At 59.4% G+C, this 15,079-nt stretch carries 14 protein-coding genes; 4 read left to right on the top strand and 10 right to left on the bottom strand.

Annotated elements, in window-relative coordinates:
- Nucleotides 1-6 precede the first annotated feature (6 nt).
- Together MPN23_RS14540 and MPN23_RS14535 are read right to left on the bottom strand one after the other, a co-directional pair.
- The gene (locus tag MPN23_RS14540; protein WP_243544926.1) at nt 7-780 is read right to left on the bottom strand and encodes a motility protein A; all 774 of its coding nucleotides are present in this window, start codon (nt 778-780) and stop codon (nt 7-9) included.
- Nucleotides 777-1,997, bottom strand: a complete 1,221-nt coding sequence (locus MPN23_RS14535) for a cyclic nucleotide-binding domain-containing protein (protein ID WP_243544925.1) — start codon at nt 1,995-1,997, stop codon at nt 777-779. Before MPN23_RS14535 ends, MPN23_RS14540 begins: the two co-directional genes overlap by 4 nt.
- A 214-nt stretch (nt 1,998-2,211) precedes the next feature.
- Between MPN23_RS14535 and MPN23_RS14530 the strand changes: the two genes are divergently transcribed.
- Nucleotides 2,212-2,688 (top strand): bactofilin family protein, encoded by a 477-nt coding sequence (locus MPN23_RS14530; RefSeq protein ID WP_243544924.1) that lies wholly within the window; start codon nt 2,212-2,214, stop codon nt 2,686-2,688.
- Between the two features lie 20 nt (nt 2,689-2,708).
- Nucleotides 2,709-2,870 (top strand): hypothetical protein, encoded by a 162-nt coding sequence (locus MPN23_RS14525; RefSeq protein WP_243544923.1) that lies wholly within the window; start codon nt 2,709-2,711, stop codon nt 2,868-2,870.
- Nucleotides 2,871-3,769: 899 nt separating this feature from the next.
- Here MPN23_RS14525 and MPN23_RS14520 read toward each other — a convergent pair.
- The 4 genes from MPN23_RS14520 to MPN23_RS14505 all read right to left on the bottom strand — a co-directional run bounded on the left by MPN23_RS14520 (nt 3,770) and on the right by MPN23_RS14505 (nt 8,214).
- Nucleotides 3,770-4,735 carry a hypothetical protein gene (locus MPN23_RS14520; RefSeq protein ID WP_243544922.1) on the bottom strand — a complete coding sequence of 322 codons (966 nt, stop codon included), beginning with the start codon at nt 4,733-4,735 and terminating at the stop codon, nt 3,770-3,772.
- Complete coding sequence (gene panB, locus MPN23_RS14515) at nt 4,736-5,629, bottom strand: 3-methyl-2-oxobutanoate hydroxymethyltransferase (RefSeq protein WP_243544921.1); 894 nt, start codon at nt 5,627-5,629, stop codon at nt 4,736-4,738.
- 429 nt (nt 5,630-6,058) lie between these two features.
- Nucleotides 6,059-6,661, bottom strand: coding sequence for an RdgB/HAM1 family non-canonical purine NTP pyrophosphatase (gene rdgB, locus MPN23_RS14510; RefSeq protein WP_243544920.1), 603 nt, complete (start codon nt 6,659-6,661; stop codon nt 6,059-6,061).
- A gap of 71 nt (nt 6,662-6,732) precedes the next feature.
- Nucleotides 6,733-8,214, bottom strand: a complete 1,482-nt coding sequence (locus tag MPN23_RS14505; protein ID WP_243544919.1) for a two-component system sensor histidine kinase NtrB — start codon at nt 8,212-8,214, stop codon at nt 6,733-6,735.
- 106 nt (nt 8,215-8,320) lie between these two features.
- Here MPN23_RS14505 and rimO point away from each other — a divergent pair, with 106 nt between their 5' ends.
- A complete protein-coding gene (rimO, locus tag MPN23_RS14500) occupies nt 8,321-9,652 on the top strand; it encodes a 30S ribosomal protein S12 methylthiotransferase RimO (RefSeq protein ID WP_243544918.1) in 1,332 nt (443 codons plus the stop codon).
- A gap of 231 nt (nt 9,653-9,883) precedes the next feature.
- On the opposite strand, the gene MPN23_RS14495 is transcribed toward rimO, so the two are convergent.
- The 3 genes from MPN23_RS14495 to MPN23_RS14485 form a co-directional block, all read right to left on the bottom strand.
- The gene (locus MPN23_RS14495) at nt 9,884-10,567 is read right to left on the bottom strand and encodes a hypothetical protein (RefSeq protein WP_243544917.1); all 684 of its coding nucleotides are present in this window, start codon (nt 10,565-10,567) and stop codon (nt 9,884-9,886) included.
- Nucleotides 10,568-10,575: 8 nt separating this feature from the next.
- Nucleotides 10,576-11,784 carry a phosphoserine phosphatase SerB gene (gene serB, locus MPN23_RS14490; protein WP_243544916.1) on the bottom strand — a complete coding sequence of 403 codons (1,209 nt, stop codon included), beginning with the start codon at nt 11,782-11,784 and terminating at the stop codon, nt 10,576-10,578.
- Between the two features lie 369 nt (nt 11,785-12,153).
- Nucleotides 12,154-13,743 (bottom strand): flagellar hook protein FlgE, encoded by a 1,590-nt coding sequence (locus tag MPN23_RS14485; protein WP_243544915.1) that lies wholly within the window; start codon nt 13,741-13,743, stop codon nt 12,154-12,156.
- A 280-nt stretch (nt 13,744-14,023) separates the two neighbouring features.
- Between MPN23_RS14485 and MPN23_RS14480 the strand changes: the two genes are divergently transcribed.
- On the top strand, nt 14,024-14,590 hold the full coding sequence (locus tag MPN23_RS14480) for an OmpH family outer membrane protein (protein ID WP_243544914.1): 567 nt from the start codon (nt 14,024-14,026) through the stop codon (nt 14,588-14,590).
- Nucleotides 14,591-14,669: 79 nt separating this feature from the next.
- On the opposite strand, the gene MPN23_RS14475 is transcribed toward MPN23_RS14480, so the two are convergent.
- Nucleotides 14,670-15,017 (bottom strand): Hpt domain-containing protein, encoded by a 348-nt coding sequence (locus MPN23_RS14475; RefSeq protein WP_243544913.1) that lies wholly within the window; start codon nt 15,015-15,017, stop codon nt 14,670-14,672.
- Nucleotides 15,018-15,079: the final 62 nt, after the last annotated feature.

Genomic DNA, 15,079 nt, shown 5'->3' with positions numbered 1-15,079 from the left:
ACTCCCCTACTTCGAAGGCACCGAGGACCAGCTGCGCGGCGGCAGATAGCCCTTGAGCTTGTCCGTGACAATGGCGGCCGGGGTCTTGTCCTTGATGAACAGGATGCCGTCGCGGATCACGCACATGAGGATGGTCCGCTCCTCCACCCTGCGCTCCACCTTGGTGGCGATGGGCGTATAGAACATGTTGGCAAACAGCGCACCGTACAGGGTGGTGGTCAGGGCCGTGGCCATGGCCGGACCGAGCCGGGCCACGTCGTCGCCCATGGCCTGCATCATGGCGATCAGCCCGATCAGGGTGCCGATGATGCCGAAGGCGGGCGACAGTCCGGCCATTGTCCGATAGATGCCCGCGGCATTGATCTCCTGATCGTGATACTGCTGGATGCGATTGTTCAGAATCTCCTCCAGTTCCTTCTTGGAGTAGCCGTCCACCAGCATTTGCAGCCCGTCGCGCAGAAATTCGTTGTCAATGGACTTGAGCTTGCGCTCCAGATGCTCCTCGCCATGCGCGGCCACGTCGCGGGAAACCGCGACCAGCACCTTGATGTAGTTGCCGATGGGCAGTTCCTCGGCCGTGAACGCGGTCATGAACAGACCGAACACGCGCATGACCTCGCGCAGGGGATAGCAGATGAAGGTGGCGGCAATGGTCCCGCCAAGCACGATGGCCAGCCCGGGCAGATTGATGAACACGCCCACGGAATCCGTGGCCGCATACGTGGCGGCACACAGAATGGAAATGCCGGTGATGATGCCGAAAATCGTGGCTATGTTCACGGCGCGACCCCCTTGGCGGCCTTGATCATTTCAATGAGCTCGTCCTGCACGTCCTCGGCCTCGGCAGGGTCTGCCGGACCGCGCGCCTCGGCCTCGTCCCTGACAATGGTGGCAATCTTCCGGGCCAGATTGCCCAGAATCCGCTGCCGGGCCTCATCCCCGGCAATGGAAAGCAGGACCCCGAGCTTGTAGTATCCGAGCCGGGCAAACACGTCCTTGAGCGTGGAGCCGTCCACGAACACGATGTCGTTCACGTCCTCCAGATCCTGAATTTTCTTCCTGCGCCGCTTGACCTTCCTGAAGAAATTCTCGTCCTGTTCCTCGGCCCATGACAGCACCGGACCACGCGGGAAGCAGAACAGGGACTCCGGAATCTCCATGTTCGCCATCTTCTTGTAGAGCACCTTGGGATCGGCCTCCACCTCGTCGGCAAGCGAATGGATGTCGATGTATTCCAGCTCGGGCTGGAGCAGGTTGGATTTGGTCAGTTCGCGGTGCAGATTCGACGCGATCTGGAAAAAGGTCTCCATTTCCTTGATGCGCACATAGCGTTCGCTGAACGCCTTGGACGAACCTCGCGACGTCACTTCCACCAGCTTGAGGCCGATGAGCTGATCCAGGGTGGCATCGATCTCGTTCTGATTGACCAGCAGCACATCCTTCACCTGCCGGGAGAAATCATCCACGCTCAGGCCCAGATTGTAATGCGGAACCTTCTTGGCTCTGACGGGCGGCATGCCGGAATGGCAGGTCCATGCCATTTCGAGAAGACGGCAGATGCTCAGAAAGGAACTCTTGTGGGTCTTGTCCGCTGTGGCCTGAGTGGCTCTGCGCAACCGCTTGATCAGCAGCCGGGTCAGATGCTGGACCGTCTTGGGGCAGCGCCCGAGCATGGTGTTGATGACCTGCTCCGTGAGGATCAGTATTTCGGAATACTCCGCAGCCTCGGCACTGGTGGTGCGAGGGCTGCAGGTGAGCGCGCTCATTTCTCCGAAGATTTCGCCCTTGGTCAGCCTGTCCAGAAGCACGCGCTTGCCGTTCACCGTCCGAAAGAGGACCACGGACCCCTTTTTGATCATGAACGCCACGGACCCTTTCTGGCCCTCGGTATAGATTTTCTGGCCCTTGTGAAAGGTCTTTATGTTCTGCGCCCCGGTTTCGGCCATGTGCGTCACCTCTGGTTCCCGTGCGGAGGATAGTCGAATGAATGGTGTCATGACCGTAGCTCCATTTGCAAAAAAGGACAACCGGGTGAATGATTTCATGCATTAGAAGTTCCAATCCCGGCCCGGACTTGCCCCGGTGCGGGAGGACGCCAGAAAAAGGTGGCAATCCGCCTCGGCTGAGAGTATAGGGAGTGTTTCCTGCGTCCGGTTGCGGACATGCGGAAAGGCTGTCTGGCTGCCTTTCAAATGCACAGGATGGAGTGAAATGGGAATTTTCAGCAAAAAAAAGAAGGATGGCGGCGAACTCAATGCCTTTCTCGGTGTGGGCACCGAATACAAGGGCAAGCTTGATTTCGTGGGCACAGTCCGCATAGACGGCCGTTTCGAGGGGGAAATCTCCACGGACGGCGATCTGGTACTCGGTCGCAAGGCCAACATCATGGGCAAGGTGACCGTGGGACGACTCACGTCCTGCGGCAGGATCGAAGGCACAGTAACCGTCCGCGAGATGACGGTGCTGGAAAAGACCGCGACCCTGATCGGCTCCCTGTCCACTCCGGCCCTGAGCATGGACAACGGTGCCGTGCTGCAGGGCGACATAACCATGACCCAGGACGGGGCCTCGGCCCGGCCCAAGGTCGTGAGCGCGAACTTCGGTTCCGCCACGATCCGGCCCGCCACCGGCCCTGATCATGAAACGTCCGCAACCGTGGCCAAGACCGGTTCGGACGATTCCGCATAACATTGCACAGGGGGAATCACATGTACGAAATCGTGATCAAGGACAAAGGCAAGGAAGTTTCGGTATTCACCACTGAAGACAAGTTGGAAGCGGAACTGCGCCGCCAGCGGCACATCCGTTCCCTTTCCGACGGCGTGGCTGAAGTCCGCGTAATGAAGAAGGACAAGGCAAAAGGCGAATAGTCTTTGCCGTCCCATTCGGCGCGCCTGCCGCGCCATGGAAAAAGGGCCGCTTTCGCGGCCCTTTTTCTTTGGGGTGCATGGGGTTGAGGAGGTGTGATGTCTGCTTTGTTGGAGAGGTTGGGTGTTCGCTTCTGCCTGTCTGTCTATGTCGTGCCCTCAATCTTTCCGGCTGCGCATGACGGGATGGGGGCTTTTCGTCATTTGCGCGGGAACCGGAACAAGGGCGGCTTCCCTGTGATGCCCCCTTCCCAGGAACCGGGGCCCCCGCTGGGCGCCCGGTTCAGGGAGAAGGCTGCGCCGCAACGCGATTGCGGCAAGGATGATGAATGTGACGGTGAATGCGCTGTGCATGAAGAGCCTGAAGCACAGCGCGTGCCAAACATTACAACTTCTTTTATTTCAATATCTTGAAAGAATTGACGCCAAAATGGACATGCGTGCAACGTGATGTGCATTGCACAAAAATGCACTTTTCTTTGCACAACAGGCTGCACATTTCCCGTTTCGCGTGCACACCTTCGTTGCATTCTGGAAAAACAAAAATACTTCCGGAAAATGCCAAAGAGAAAAGCCTGATTTCATGCAAAATTTGGCGTTTCTACACCATTCAGGCCAGCATATCTGTGAACAAACTGTGAATTAATAAGAATTAGATGAACTTTTTCAGACTGATAAGAGAAATAAACAAGAGAGGCGAAGAAATGCGACATCTCAGCTCATCAGCAATTTTATGAAGTCATGCCAGAGAGATACCTGCTAGAAGGAACCAGCACGGAATGAAACAGCAATCGTGCGTGACAGTGTTCAGTGCCGGGGCGCGGCAGGCAGATCCCAGTCTATTCGGAAAAGGTCAAGCAGCCAGACACTTCCATCTCGCCTCGGCCCGGCACCTGAACCTGTCAGGACAGCAGTGCGTAGACAGTACCCACCAGGGCTATGCTTCCGGCCCGCAAAATCTGATTGAACATGATGAGCTTCACGGCCATGCGCGGCTTGAATATGCCCGCATAGTACGGAAACTGATGGCGAAACGCCCGCATGGGCGTGGACAGCACGTTGCCGACCATGAGCGCCAGCACGAGCTGGGTTTCGGTCAGACCTCCGCCCTGAAGCAAAGGGGCGGCCGCGGCCAGCCCGGCCGTGAATTCCGCAGCAATGTGAAAGACCACGATACCCAGCGCCTCGGGCGGCAGCCATGAAAGGAAATGCACGTTTCCGGCCATGAAATCCTGCATCCAGCCGAACGCTCCCATCTGCTTGAGCAGAAAGAACAAGGTATAGATGGGCGCGGTGATCTTCACGATTTTCGGAATCCGCTTCAGAAACCGCTTCCACGTCTTTCGCAGCGCGCTTGCCGCGTCCTGCCTGTCCGCGCGATCCAGCTCGCAGGTCACGCATCCCTCGGGCACGGGCGGCAGAAAGAACCGACCGGAAAACACGATGCAGGACGTGCGCAGCAAGGCGGCCAGCGCGGTCAGCCCCACATACGTGAACGCGGCCGAACCGATGAACGGCGCGGCCACGAAAAAGATCGTGGGCAGATGCAGAAAATACGTGGGCAGACTGTTGAACAGGTTCGAAAGCACCAGTTCCCTGTCCGAAAGCCTCCCCTGCTCGTACGCCTCGGACAGCATGGTGTTGGCCGTGACCCCGGAAAAGAAGGCCATGGAAAAACTGGCTGCGGAAACATCCTTGAGCCGGGCCTTGTGCGCGATGGGCCCGGCAAGAATGGCGACATGCCGGGTCCAACGCAGGGATTCGATGAGATTGCCGATGAAAAGTCCCAGACTGATGAAGAACGTCAGCCTGCACAGGGGCCATATCAGTCCGTTCCACAGGACGGGCCAGCTCAGGTCGGAAAGCATCTACTTCTTCTTGTTTTTGATCTTGATCTTCCGAAGCCCGTTCAACTGGTCCTCGGGCATGCGGAACGTGTGCTTGTCCGTGGGAAACCTGCCGTAACGCACATCATCCGCGTACCGCTTCAGGGATTCCACGGCCAGCGAACCGAGTTCCGCATAGCGCCGCACGAACTTGGGCGTGAACCTGTCGAACAGGCCCAGCACGTCGTGGAACACCAGTATCTGGCCATCCGTCACATTGCCCGCGCCGATCCCGATGGTGGGAATGGATACGGAATCCGTGACAAGTTGGGCAACCTCTTCCGGAATGGCCTCCAACACGACAGCAAACGCACCCGCCTCCTCCACGGCCTGGGCATCCTCGACAAGCGCCTTTGCCGCATCCACGGACTTGCCCTGCGCCTTGAACCCGCCGAATTCGGCCACGTGCTGCGGGGTCAGCCCCACATGCCCGACAACCGGAATGCCCGCGTTCACCATGGCCCGAATCTGTTCGGCCACGACAACGCCGCCCTCCAGCTTCACGGCCCCGGCCCGGCCCTCCTTCATGAACCGACCGGCATTGCGCACGGCCAGCTCCACGGACGGCTCATAGGACATGAACGGCATGTCCGCCACCAGCAGGGCGCGTTGCACACCCCGGCTCGCGGCCCGGGTGTGATGCAGCATCTCGTCCATGGTCACGGACAGCGTGTCCTCGTGCCCGAGCATGACCATGGCCAGGGAATCGCCCACAAGCACCAGGTCCATGCCCGCCTGGTCCGCAATCAGGCCCGAGCAGTAGTCGTACGCAGTCATGCAGGCGATCTTGCGCTCGCCCTTCCAGGCCCGGATATCCGGCGCGGTCACAGGCCCGGCAGCCTCAACGCTCTTGACGGTCTTCTTGGTGGTACTCATGTCGAAAACCTAGGTGCGACGAAACATTACGTCAAGAACTACTCCGGCTTTCCGATAGTCGGAAAGACATGCCTTCGGCGACTCAAGAACCTTTTCTCGAAAAGGTTCTTGAGAATCTCCCAAAGCTTCTTGGCTCTACGCCGCCTGTGAGGACAAGGAAACTTGCAAGGCTCTTTTGGCGGCGTAGTTGTATACGAAAACGCGAACAGCTACTCTGTCGAACAAATAGAACTCAGGGGAACCAGCCAAAAAGAGAATTGTTTTTGGGACCTACTCGTCTTGAGAATTGGAAAAGGCCCGGTGAATGTCTCGACAGAGCATTCATCGGGCCTTTTCCAATTCTCAAGACAGAATGGGGATCCAAGGGGCCTTGCTCCTTGGCGGGTCCGGGCAGAGCCCGGCCCCCCGGGAGGGTCGCCGAAGGCCTCCCTATTTCCCTGCCCAGAAGTCGGGCCAGAGTTTCATGAGATTGGCAATGGCCCTGGCGCGATGGGAGCGGCCGTTCTTGACCTCGGCATCGAGTTCCGCGACATGCACGCCGAGTTCCGGGTCGATGACGATGACGTCGTAGCCGAAACCACCCTTGCCCTTGTAGCCATGGGCCACAACCACTTCGTACGCGCCGTCCGCAGTGATTTCCCGGCCGTCCGGGGCAACCGCGGCCATGACGCACCGATAGCGGGCCGTGCGCTTTTCATCGGGCACATCCTGCATTTCGCGGAGCATCTTTTCATTGTTGGCCTTGTCGTCGCACTCCTCGCCGGCATAGCGAGCAGAATACACGCCGGGTCGACGGTCGAGCGCATCCACCTCGATGCCGGAATCATCGGCCACGGCAACGAGTCCTGTGAGCTGGGCCACGGCCCGGGCCTTGATCAGGGCGTTCTCCTGAAACGTTTCGCCGGTCTCGGGAATCTCCCCGATTTCCGGGAACTGATCCAGACCGCGCACCTCCACGCCCAAAGGCCGGAGCAGCACGGAAAGTTCACGAATCTTGCCCTGATTTCTGGTGGCCAAAACAATGGTGTTCACGACGGTCCCCCTGTTTTTGGACGGTCGGCCCGCATCCGGGCTGCCGCTCGTTGCGATGTTCAGGGGGGTGCTTACCCGGACTCGCCGGATTCCGCAACAGCGAGCAGGGGCGGCATGACAAGGGACACCTTGGTGCCCATGTTCACCCGGCTGACCAAATCCACGTCGCCGCCGATCTCTTCCATGATGATCTTTGTCTGGGCGAGTCCAAGGCCCGAGCCCTTGCCCTTGGTACTGAAGAACGGGCTGAAAATCTTGTCGCGAATGTCCGCCGGAATGCCGCAACCCGTATCCTCCACGGTCAGCACGGCCTTGTCGCGACTCATGCCCGTGGCCACGACGAGCTTGCCGCCGTTCGGCATGGCCTCGATGGAGTTCTTGACCAGATTGATGAGACACTGCTTGATCAGATCGGGATTGCCCCGGACACGCGCAACGCTTTCATCCAGATCCAGCACGACATCGATGCCCTGATTGGTGCAGGGAAACGTCATCACGTCCATGGTGGCGCGGGTCACGTCGTTCAGGTCCACCTCATGCACTTCCGCACCCGTGGGCCGGGTGAAATTCATCAGACTCTTGAGAATTTCGTCCAGCCGCTTGGATTCCTCCAGAATGATGCCGAGCTTCTCCCGAGACTTGTCAGCGAGTCCCTCGGTTCGCATCAGGGAATTGGCGAATCCGGAAATCGTGAACATGGGGTTCCTGATCTCATGGGCGATGTAATAGGAGAGCTCGCCGATGGAAGCAAGTTTCTCGGCCTGGCGCAACCGATTCTCGATGGCCCGGCGCTGAGTGATATTGCGTCGCACCGCAACCACGTGGTTGAGGCTGCCGTCCTCGTCCTTGATGGGATAGGTGTATATGCGGAAATACTGAACCCGACCGTCCTCGCCCACCTGGGAATAGGTGGCATCGGCGGGTTCCCCGCTCTTCACGGTTTCGGCGAACGGGTCCTTGCCGCCTTCGCAGGTGATGCTTTCCGGTGTGCCGAACACGTCGCACATGCTCTTGCCCACAACCTGCTTCTTGGACAGTCCCACGCGGGAAAGCACGGTTCTGTTCGCATCACGCACCGTACCTTCGCGGGTGAGAAAAAGAATTTCCTCGTCCATCTGATCGACGATGGTCTTGAGCATGCTCTGGGTGTGCATGAGGTCAAGCTTGCACGCCACCCACATCTTGTCGGAAGTCAGCAGCTTGATGAAAAAATTCGCAGCGCCGCGCTCCACGATGGTGATTGCCGCAGGCAGGGAGGCACGCAGTTCCGTGACCACGGACTGCCTGCCCGAGGCCTCTATCACCATGTTGATTTCCGGATGCTTTTCCAGCATGGTCCGAAATCCCGCGTACGTGGGAATTCCCGTGCCGGACTCGTAGCCCGAAGGCATGGGTGTTTCCCCGGGCAGGGCTGCGGCGACAATACCTATTTCCCGCAATGCGGAATCATTGACCTGATTGCGGAACATCTCCCAGAATGCCAGCAGGGCCGGAATATCGCCGATGACCCCGATGGAATACTGTCGGTCGGGATTGAAGAGCGTGGAATGCAATTTGACCTCCTGCCGTGGGTGATGCACATTCGGTCCCGCCCGGGCCGGACAGCGGGACTTGCGTTGAATACTACTCCAATCACCCGGGCAGATCAAAGGAAATGCAATGGACCAAAACTTCGACACCATTATAAATGTATACACCGTGAGCCTTGGCTGTCCCAAGAACCGGGTCGACACCGAACGCCTGCTCGGAGCGCTGGGCAGCGGCGTGGTTCCCGCGGAATCCCCGAGCCGGGCCGATCTGGTGATCATCAACACCTGCGGCTTCATCCAGCCTGCCATCGAGGAATCCCTGGACACCGTTTTCGAGGCGGTGCAGGAAGTTGAGGATTCCGCAGGCGACCACAGGCCCGTGCTCGCCGTGGCGGGCTGTCTGGTCTCGCGGTTCGGCGATTCGCTCCGGGACGAGATTCCCGAGGTGGACCTCTGGCTGACCACGGACCAGATCGACCAATGGCCGGACATGGCCCGAAAGGCTTTGGGCAGGGACACGGACCCGTCCGCACCGCGCGCCCTTTCCACCGGTCCGGGGCACGCCTACCTCAAGATTTCCGAAGGCTGTTCGCACAACTGCCGTTTCTGCACCATTCCGTCCATTCGGGGACCGCACAAGAGCTGGACCGTGGATCATCTGCTGGACGAGGCAAAACAGCTTCTCTCCACCGGTGTGCCCGAACTCGTGGTCGTGGGACAGGACAGCACGGCCTACGGGTCCGATCTGGGTGAAGCGGACGCGGTCAAGCGGCTGATGTCCGGCCTGTGTTCCCTGTCCGGTCTGGACTGGCTGCGGGTCATGTACCTCTACCCTGCCGGATTGACCGACGACCTGCTTGCATTTCTGCGCGATCTGGGCCGCCCGTTTCTGCCCTACTTCGACATTCCGCTCCAGCACGCGCACCCGGACGTGCTCAAGTCCATGGGTCGCCCGTTTGCACGCGATCCGCGCCGGGTCATTGATCGGGTACGCAAATACTTCCCGGAAGCGGCCCTGCGCACCACCTTCATCGTGGGCTATCCCGGCGAGACCGACGAGAGCTTTCAGGTCCTTGCCGATTTCGTGCGCGAAGTGAGGTTTCATCATCTGGGGGTATTCCCGTACTGGCCAGAGGACGGCACCCCGGCGGCGGCCATGCCGAATCAGGTCGAGGACGCGGTCAAGCAGGCCCGCCGCGACGAGATCATGGCCTTCCAGACCGAAATCAGTCGCGAGATCATGGCCTCCCACGTGGGACGGACCATGGAGGTGCTCGTGGAACGCGAATCCCCGGAATGGCCCGGCCTGTACATCGGCCGCACATGGTTTCAGGCCCCGGAAGTGGACGGCGTGACCTACGTGTCCGCTCCGCCCGAGAGTCCGCTCACGCCCGGCACCATTGTCAGTGCCGAGATCGAGGGGTCCGAGATATACGATCTCAGCGCGCTGGTATCGGAATAAGGGCCTTCGGCGACCCTCCCGGGGGGGCCGGGCGCTGCCCGGACCTGCCAAGGAGCAAGGCCCCTTGGATCCCCATATGTTTCGAGAAGTTGAAGAGGCCGGATGCATGCCCTGTCGGGACATGCATCCGGCCTCTTCAACTTCTCGAAACGGATCGTCCGAAAAAAGTCAAGTAATTCAGAACTTATGAATGCCGTGGAGTCAAAAAAACTCCGGTAGCCGAAGATTCTGCTATTCCCGTGGTCCGACGCATTCGGCGTTGGAGCCGAGCAGGTGGGCGAAGTCCACGCCAGCCACGACAAGGGCGGGACCGGGCGTCGAATAGATCGGGGCGGGCAGCACGAGTTCGAAATAGTCGCGCGTGGCATGCACGTAGCCGTGATGCGAAGCCATGATGCGGCACATGCGCTCCAGCGCCTGACGGACCTTGGGAGAAAGCAGGACCTGCCGCACGGCGGCATCGCCTCCGGAAATGCGGTACGGCTCGGGTCCGCGCGGGCCGGGCAGTTCCATGTCGCAGGGATCATCCTGCCCGGACGGCAGCAGGGAGAACTGGCAGAACTGGGGCGACGTGAACAGAAAACGGAGAAAAACCGCCTGCTTGCCCGAGCTGTACCGGACCGCGACAGGAATGTCCTGCACGATCCAGGAGGGACATCGACGATCCCCGATGGACACGGGCTCGCCCTCGGGCCAGTCCACCAGCCCGAACTCCTGCGGCAGCCGCGTCAGGAACCGGAATCGCCGGGCAAGAAGCACGGCAAGCAGCAGTCCGCCGCCCAGCACCCAGACATAGGCAAGGGCCAGGGAATCGAGCCTGATGGCCGCAATGGGCACGGCAATGATGAGCACGGCGATCAGAACCCAGCCCAGCAGCGGAAAAATGCGTCGGGAAAAAGGCTCCGGTCCGTTCATTCGCTCTCCTATTCGGCTTCCCGGTCATGCACCCCGATGAGGTACAGAATGGAATCGAGTCCAAGGGTGGATATGGCCTGCCGCGCACCCTTCTTGACCTTGGGCTTGGCGTGGAAGGCAATGCCCAGTCCGGCAAGATTGAGCATGGGCAGATCGTTGGCTCCGTCGCCAACCGCAATGACCTGTTGCAGGGAAATGCCCTCCCTGTCGGCCAGAGCCTGAAGCAGCTCGGCCTTTTTCTCGGCATCCACGATATCGCCCAGCGCCTTGCCCGTGAGCTTCCCGTCCCGGATTTCCAACTGGTTGGCGTACACGTAGTCGATGCCGAGGCGCTTTTTGAGAATTTCCCCGAAATACGTGAATCCGCCGGACAGGATGGCAATCTTGTAGCCCACGCGCTTGAGGTTGGCGATAAGCCGTTCCGCGCCTTCGGTCATGGGCAGCCGATCGGCCACGCCCTGCATCACGGATTCGGGCAGCCCTTCGAGCAGGGACAGCCGCTTGCGCAGGCTCTGCTTGAAATCCAGTTCACCGCGCATGGCGGATTCCGTGATGGCCGCGACCTTGTCCCCGACCCCGGCTTCCTTGGCGAGTTCGTCGATGACCTCGGCCTGAATCAGGGTGGAGTCCATGTCAAAGCACACAAGGCGGCGATTGCGGCGAAAGATGTTGTCTTCCTGAAACGCGATATCCGCTCCGATCTCAGGAGAGATGTCCAGAAACTTCGCACGGATCGCGGCAATGTCCTTGGGGGTGCCGCGCACGGTGAACTCCACGCAGGCGCGCGACGGCGCAGCCTCGGCCTTGTTCAGGGGCACGCGCCCGGACAGCCTGTGGATGGTGTCGATGTTCAGCCCGTTTTCGCGAATGATGTCCGTGATGGCGGACAACTGGCGGGAGGAAATGGAGCGGGCCAGCAGCGTGATGATGTATCGCGGCCTGTCTGCGGCAGAGACCCAGCTTTCGTACTTGGCCTCTTCCAGAGGGTGCAGCTTCATGGTCACGCCCAGTTCATGGGCCTTGAACAGCAGGTCCTTGAGCACGGGTCTGGAATTTCGCGGCAACCGGATCAGGATGCCCAGAGTGAGAAAATCGTGAATGACCACCTGACCGACATCCAGAATGTCCACGCCGAATTCGGCCAGCACGTCCGCCAGATCAGCCGTGATGCCCGGCTTGTCGCTCCCCGTCACATGTACCAGTATTATTTGTTCCATTTCCTGTTTTCTCCGCATGAGTTGGCGGACTTTCTCATAAATCCGCGCAGCAGTAAATGCAGGCTCCATGCGGAACGAGCCTGACTTTGCTCCGGTTCCATCCGGTCCGAAACACGCTTTTTTCCCCAAAGGGCATGACAAATTTCATTTTCGCGATTTTTTTGAAAAAAACAAGGGGGTCATTCACATAAAATTGTCCCGCATGCCGGAATTTGCCAACGGCAAACATTTTCCCTGCTCCGAACCATGCCCGGGCGATGCAAAGCCGGACGCAGAAAAAGGGCACGACCGACGCGCATGCTCAATACGCGAGGGTTTGCCCTTTTCACGGCAACGCAGCCATCATGCCGCCCGGCAAAGCCCGGGCGGTTAGCGCTTGGTGCTTATGGTCGTCGAGAGGAGACTGTCCGCCGTGGTAATGACCTTGGTATTGGACTGATATCCGCGCTGAGTCAGAATCATGTCCGCAAACTGTTCGGCCATGTCCACGTTCGAGGTTTCCAGCGTGTTCTGCTGGATGGTTCCCCGTCCGCCCTCGGACACCTTTCCGACAATGGCCGCACCAGAGGCTTCCGTTGCCCGGAAGACGTTGCTTCCTTCGGCACGCAGGCCGAACTCGCTGTTGAAGCGGTACAGGGCAATCTGATAGAGGCGTTCGCTCTGACCATTGGAAAAGTGTCCGGTCAGAAAGCCTTCCCGGTCCACGCTCACGTTCTGCAGTTCACCATCCGTGAACCCGTCCTGTATGGAATAGAGTGTCACCGAACCCGAATCGTAGCTGGTGGTGGAACGGGCATCCCGGGTGATGTTCGCCAGATTGCCGAACGCCGACGTGTTCAGCCCCACATTGGATGCGGTCTGAGCCCCGGGTTCCCACGAATTCGTGGAGGAACTGATGCCGAAATCATAGGACACGTTCTGGGTGGTACCTACGGGAGAGCCGTTCTCGCCGAAAGTCACGTCGAATGTGGGCGTGCCATTGCTGGAGAGCGAGGCCACCTGCCAGTCGCCCAGATTCTTGCTGCCCTGAGAGGAAAATGCGGACTGCCCCACGAGCTGGCCCTGCCCATTGAAGGTCAGCATGCCAGCCCCCACAAGTCCCGCACCCGAGGTGCCGTAGGCTGCGCTGCCATCCTGATCCCCGGGCACGGCTATCAGGTATTCCCAATACGTATAGCCCGTGGCGGCGTTGGACACCGTGTTCGCGGAAACCGGATCGAAATACACGGTCAGGGCATGGGGATTGCCATCCACATCATACACGTTCAGACTGGACGAATACGCCGGGCTGACACCGCCGAACGGCGCACCATTGCTCAAGGTCGCGTCGTAGGATTCGAGCATGGCGAAAAACGGATCCGTGGAACTGGTGAAATTGTCTGAAGAAGAGAAATCCAGATTGGAAACCATTTCCAGCGAGGTCGTGGCTCTGGGCAGAGAGCGCACCACGCGCACGGTCCGGTCACCCACGTTCACGTCCTCGTAGGGGAGCTGGACATCGGAAATCGCGGCCGAGACCTGTCCGGTTTCGCGATCCACCTGATACCCCTGAAGCCGAAGGTCACTGGGATTCACCAGATAGGCATCGTTGTCGAAACGGAAATTTCCGGCCCGGGTATAGAAGGTCTCGGCGGAATCCGCCCCGCGGACCCCGAAAAAGCCCTGTCCGGTCACGGCAAGATCAGTGACGGTGGTGGAATTTTCCAGACTGCCTTCCTTGAAAATATGGCGCACCTCTCCCAGGGCAACACCGCGTCCCATCTGGCTGACGTAGTTGGCGCCGCTGGAATATCGCGCGGATGCACCGGCCACCTGCTGGCTCATCAGATCGGCGAAATACGCTTCGCTCTTCTTGAAGCCCACGGTGTTGACGTTGGCCAGATTGTTGGCCACGACCTGCATGCGGTCGCCGTGGGCAACGACCCCTGTCGCCCCGACATACAATGAACCGAATCCCATAAAGACCTCCTATCCGGCATGGCCGGACACGTCGAACCTTCCTTCGGCAGACCCAGTGCCGGAAAAAAGTTCCCGATTCCTTCTCGCCGAGTATCAAGCAACGGACGTGCCAGTTTTTTTCACATTACATTCAAAGAGGTTGACAGTGAAAAGGACCGGGCACATCCTGCCGTTCCGCCTGAGCGGAAGAGGATTTCCGGCTTGCCAGACCACGCACCAATGCGTAGGGTTGCTCAACTTCGGAAGTATCGAGATCAAACGTGTAACCTGGAGTATTCACATGAAACGCCATGTTGCCGCCTGTCTGGCGGCTCTGCTTTGCCTGTCCCTGCTCGCCGGCTGCAACCAGCCTTCCGAAAGCACGAAGGTTGCGGTCATCGACGAAACCGCCGCGTTCCAGAAGAACAAGGCCTCCATGTCGGCCATGGAGCACCTTCAGAAGATCGGCGCGCCCCTGCAGCAGGAGGCCGAAGCCGCTTACAAGGCAATGCAGGACAATCAGAACGAGGACACGGTCAAGGCGTACAAGGAGGCCATGTCCAGGTTCCAGACCGCCCTGAATGCGGAACAGCAGCGCGTGATCACCCTGCTCAGCCAGGAATTCGACCGCGTGCTGGAAAAATATCGCGCGGAAAAGGGCTATGCCCTGATCCTGTCCAAGCAGGCCGTGCCCTCCTTTGACAAGACCGTGGACATCACGGATGAAATCGTTGCGGAAATGGACAAGCTGAACATCGACCTGACCATGCCCGAGGCCCCCAAGGCCGCCGCAACGGAAAACGCGGAACAGGCCCAGCCCGAAACCGAGGCAACGACGGAAGCACCCGCCGAGACCCCGGCCAACTAGGCTGAGAACCGGACCACAGACAATAAAAGGGCCGACCCGCGGTGCGGGTCGGCCCTTTTATTGTCATTTGCCGCAGAAATCAGAGCGTGTTCAGAAATTCGCTGATCTCCTGCTGAAGCCGGGTCATGTCCTCGGCAAACCCGGGAAAAAGCTCCCGAGCGCCGTCCACATCGCCCTGACCGGCGATCTGTTCCATGCCAAGGGCCGCATTCACCAGCGCCGAAGCGCGAACCACGCCGCACATGCCCTTGAGCGAATGCGCCAGCTTGGAAGCCTGGGACGCGTCCCCGGCCTGAAGCGCCTGCTCCAGAGCTGCGGAGCGCACCGGGCTGTCGTCCAGAAATGCCGCCAGAAGTTCGCGCCCGAGTTCCGGGTCTCCGGCCAGACTGTCCAAAAAACGAACGGAATCAAACAGAGGTGTTGCCATCAGAGCCGCCTTTGATGCCAATTGAGTTGTCGTTGTCCGTGTTATTAGCATCAGAGGACGCG

The organism is Pseudodesulfovibrio tunisiensis (genome assembly GCF_022809775.1).
In the GTDB taxonomy this organism is placed as follows: Bacteria; Desulfobacterota; Desulfovibrionia; order Desulfovibrionales; family Desulfovibrionaceae; genus Pseudodesulfovibrio; species Pseudodesulfovibrio tunisiensis.
This window is presented reverse-complemented; position numbering and strand designations above follow the sequence as displayed.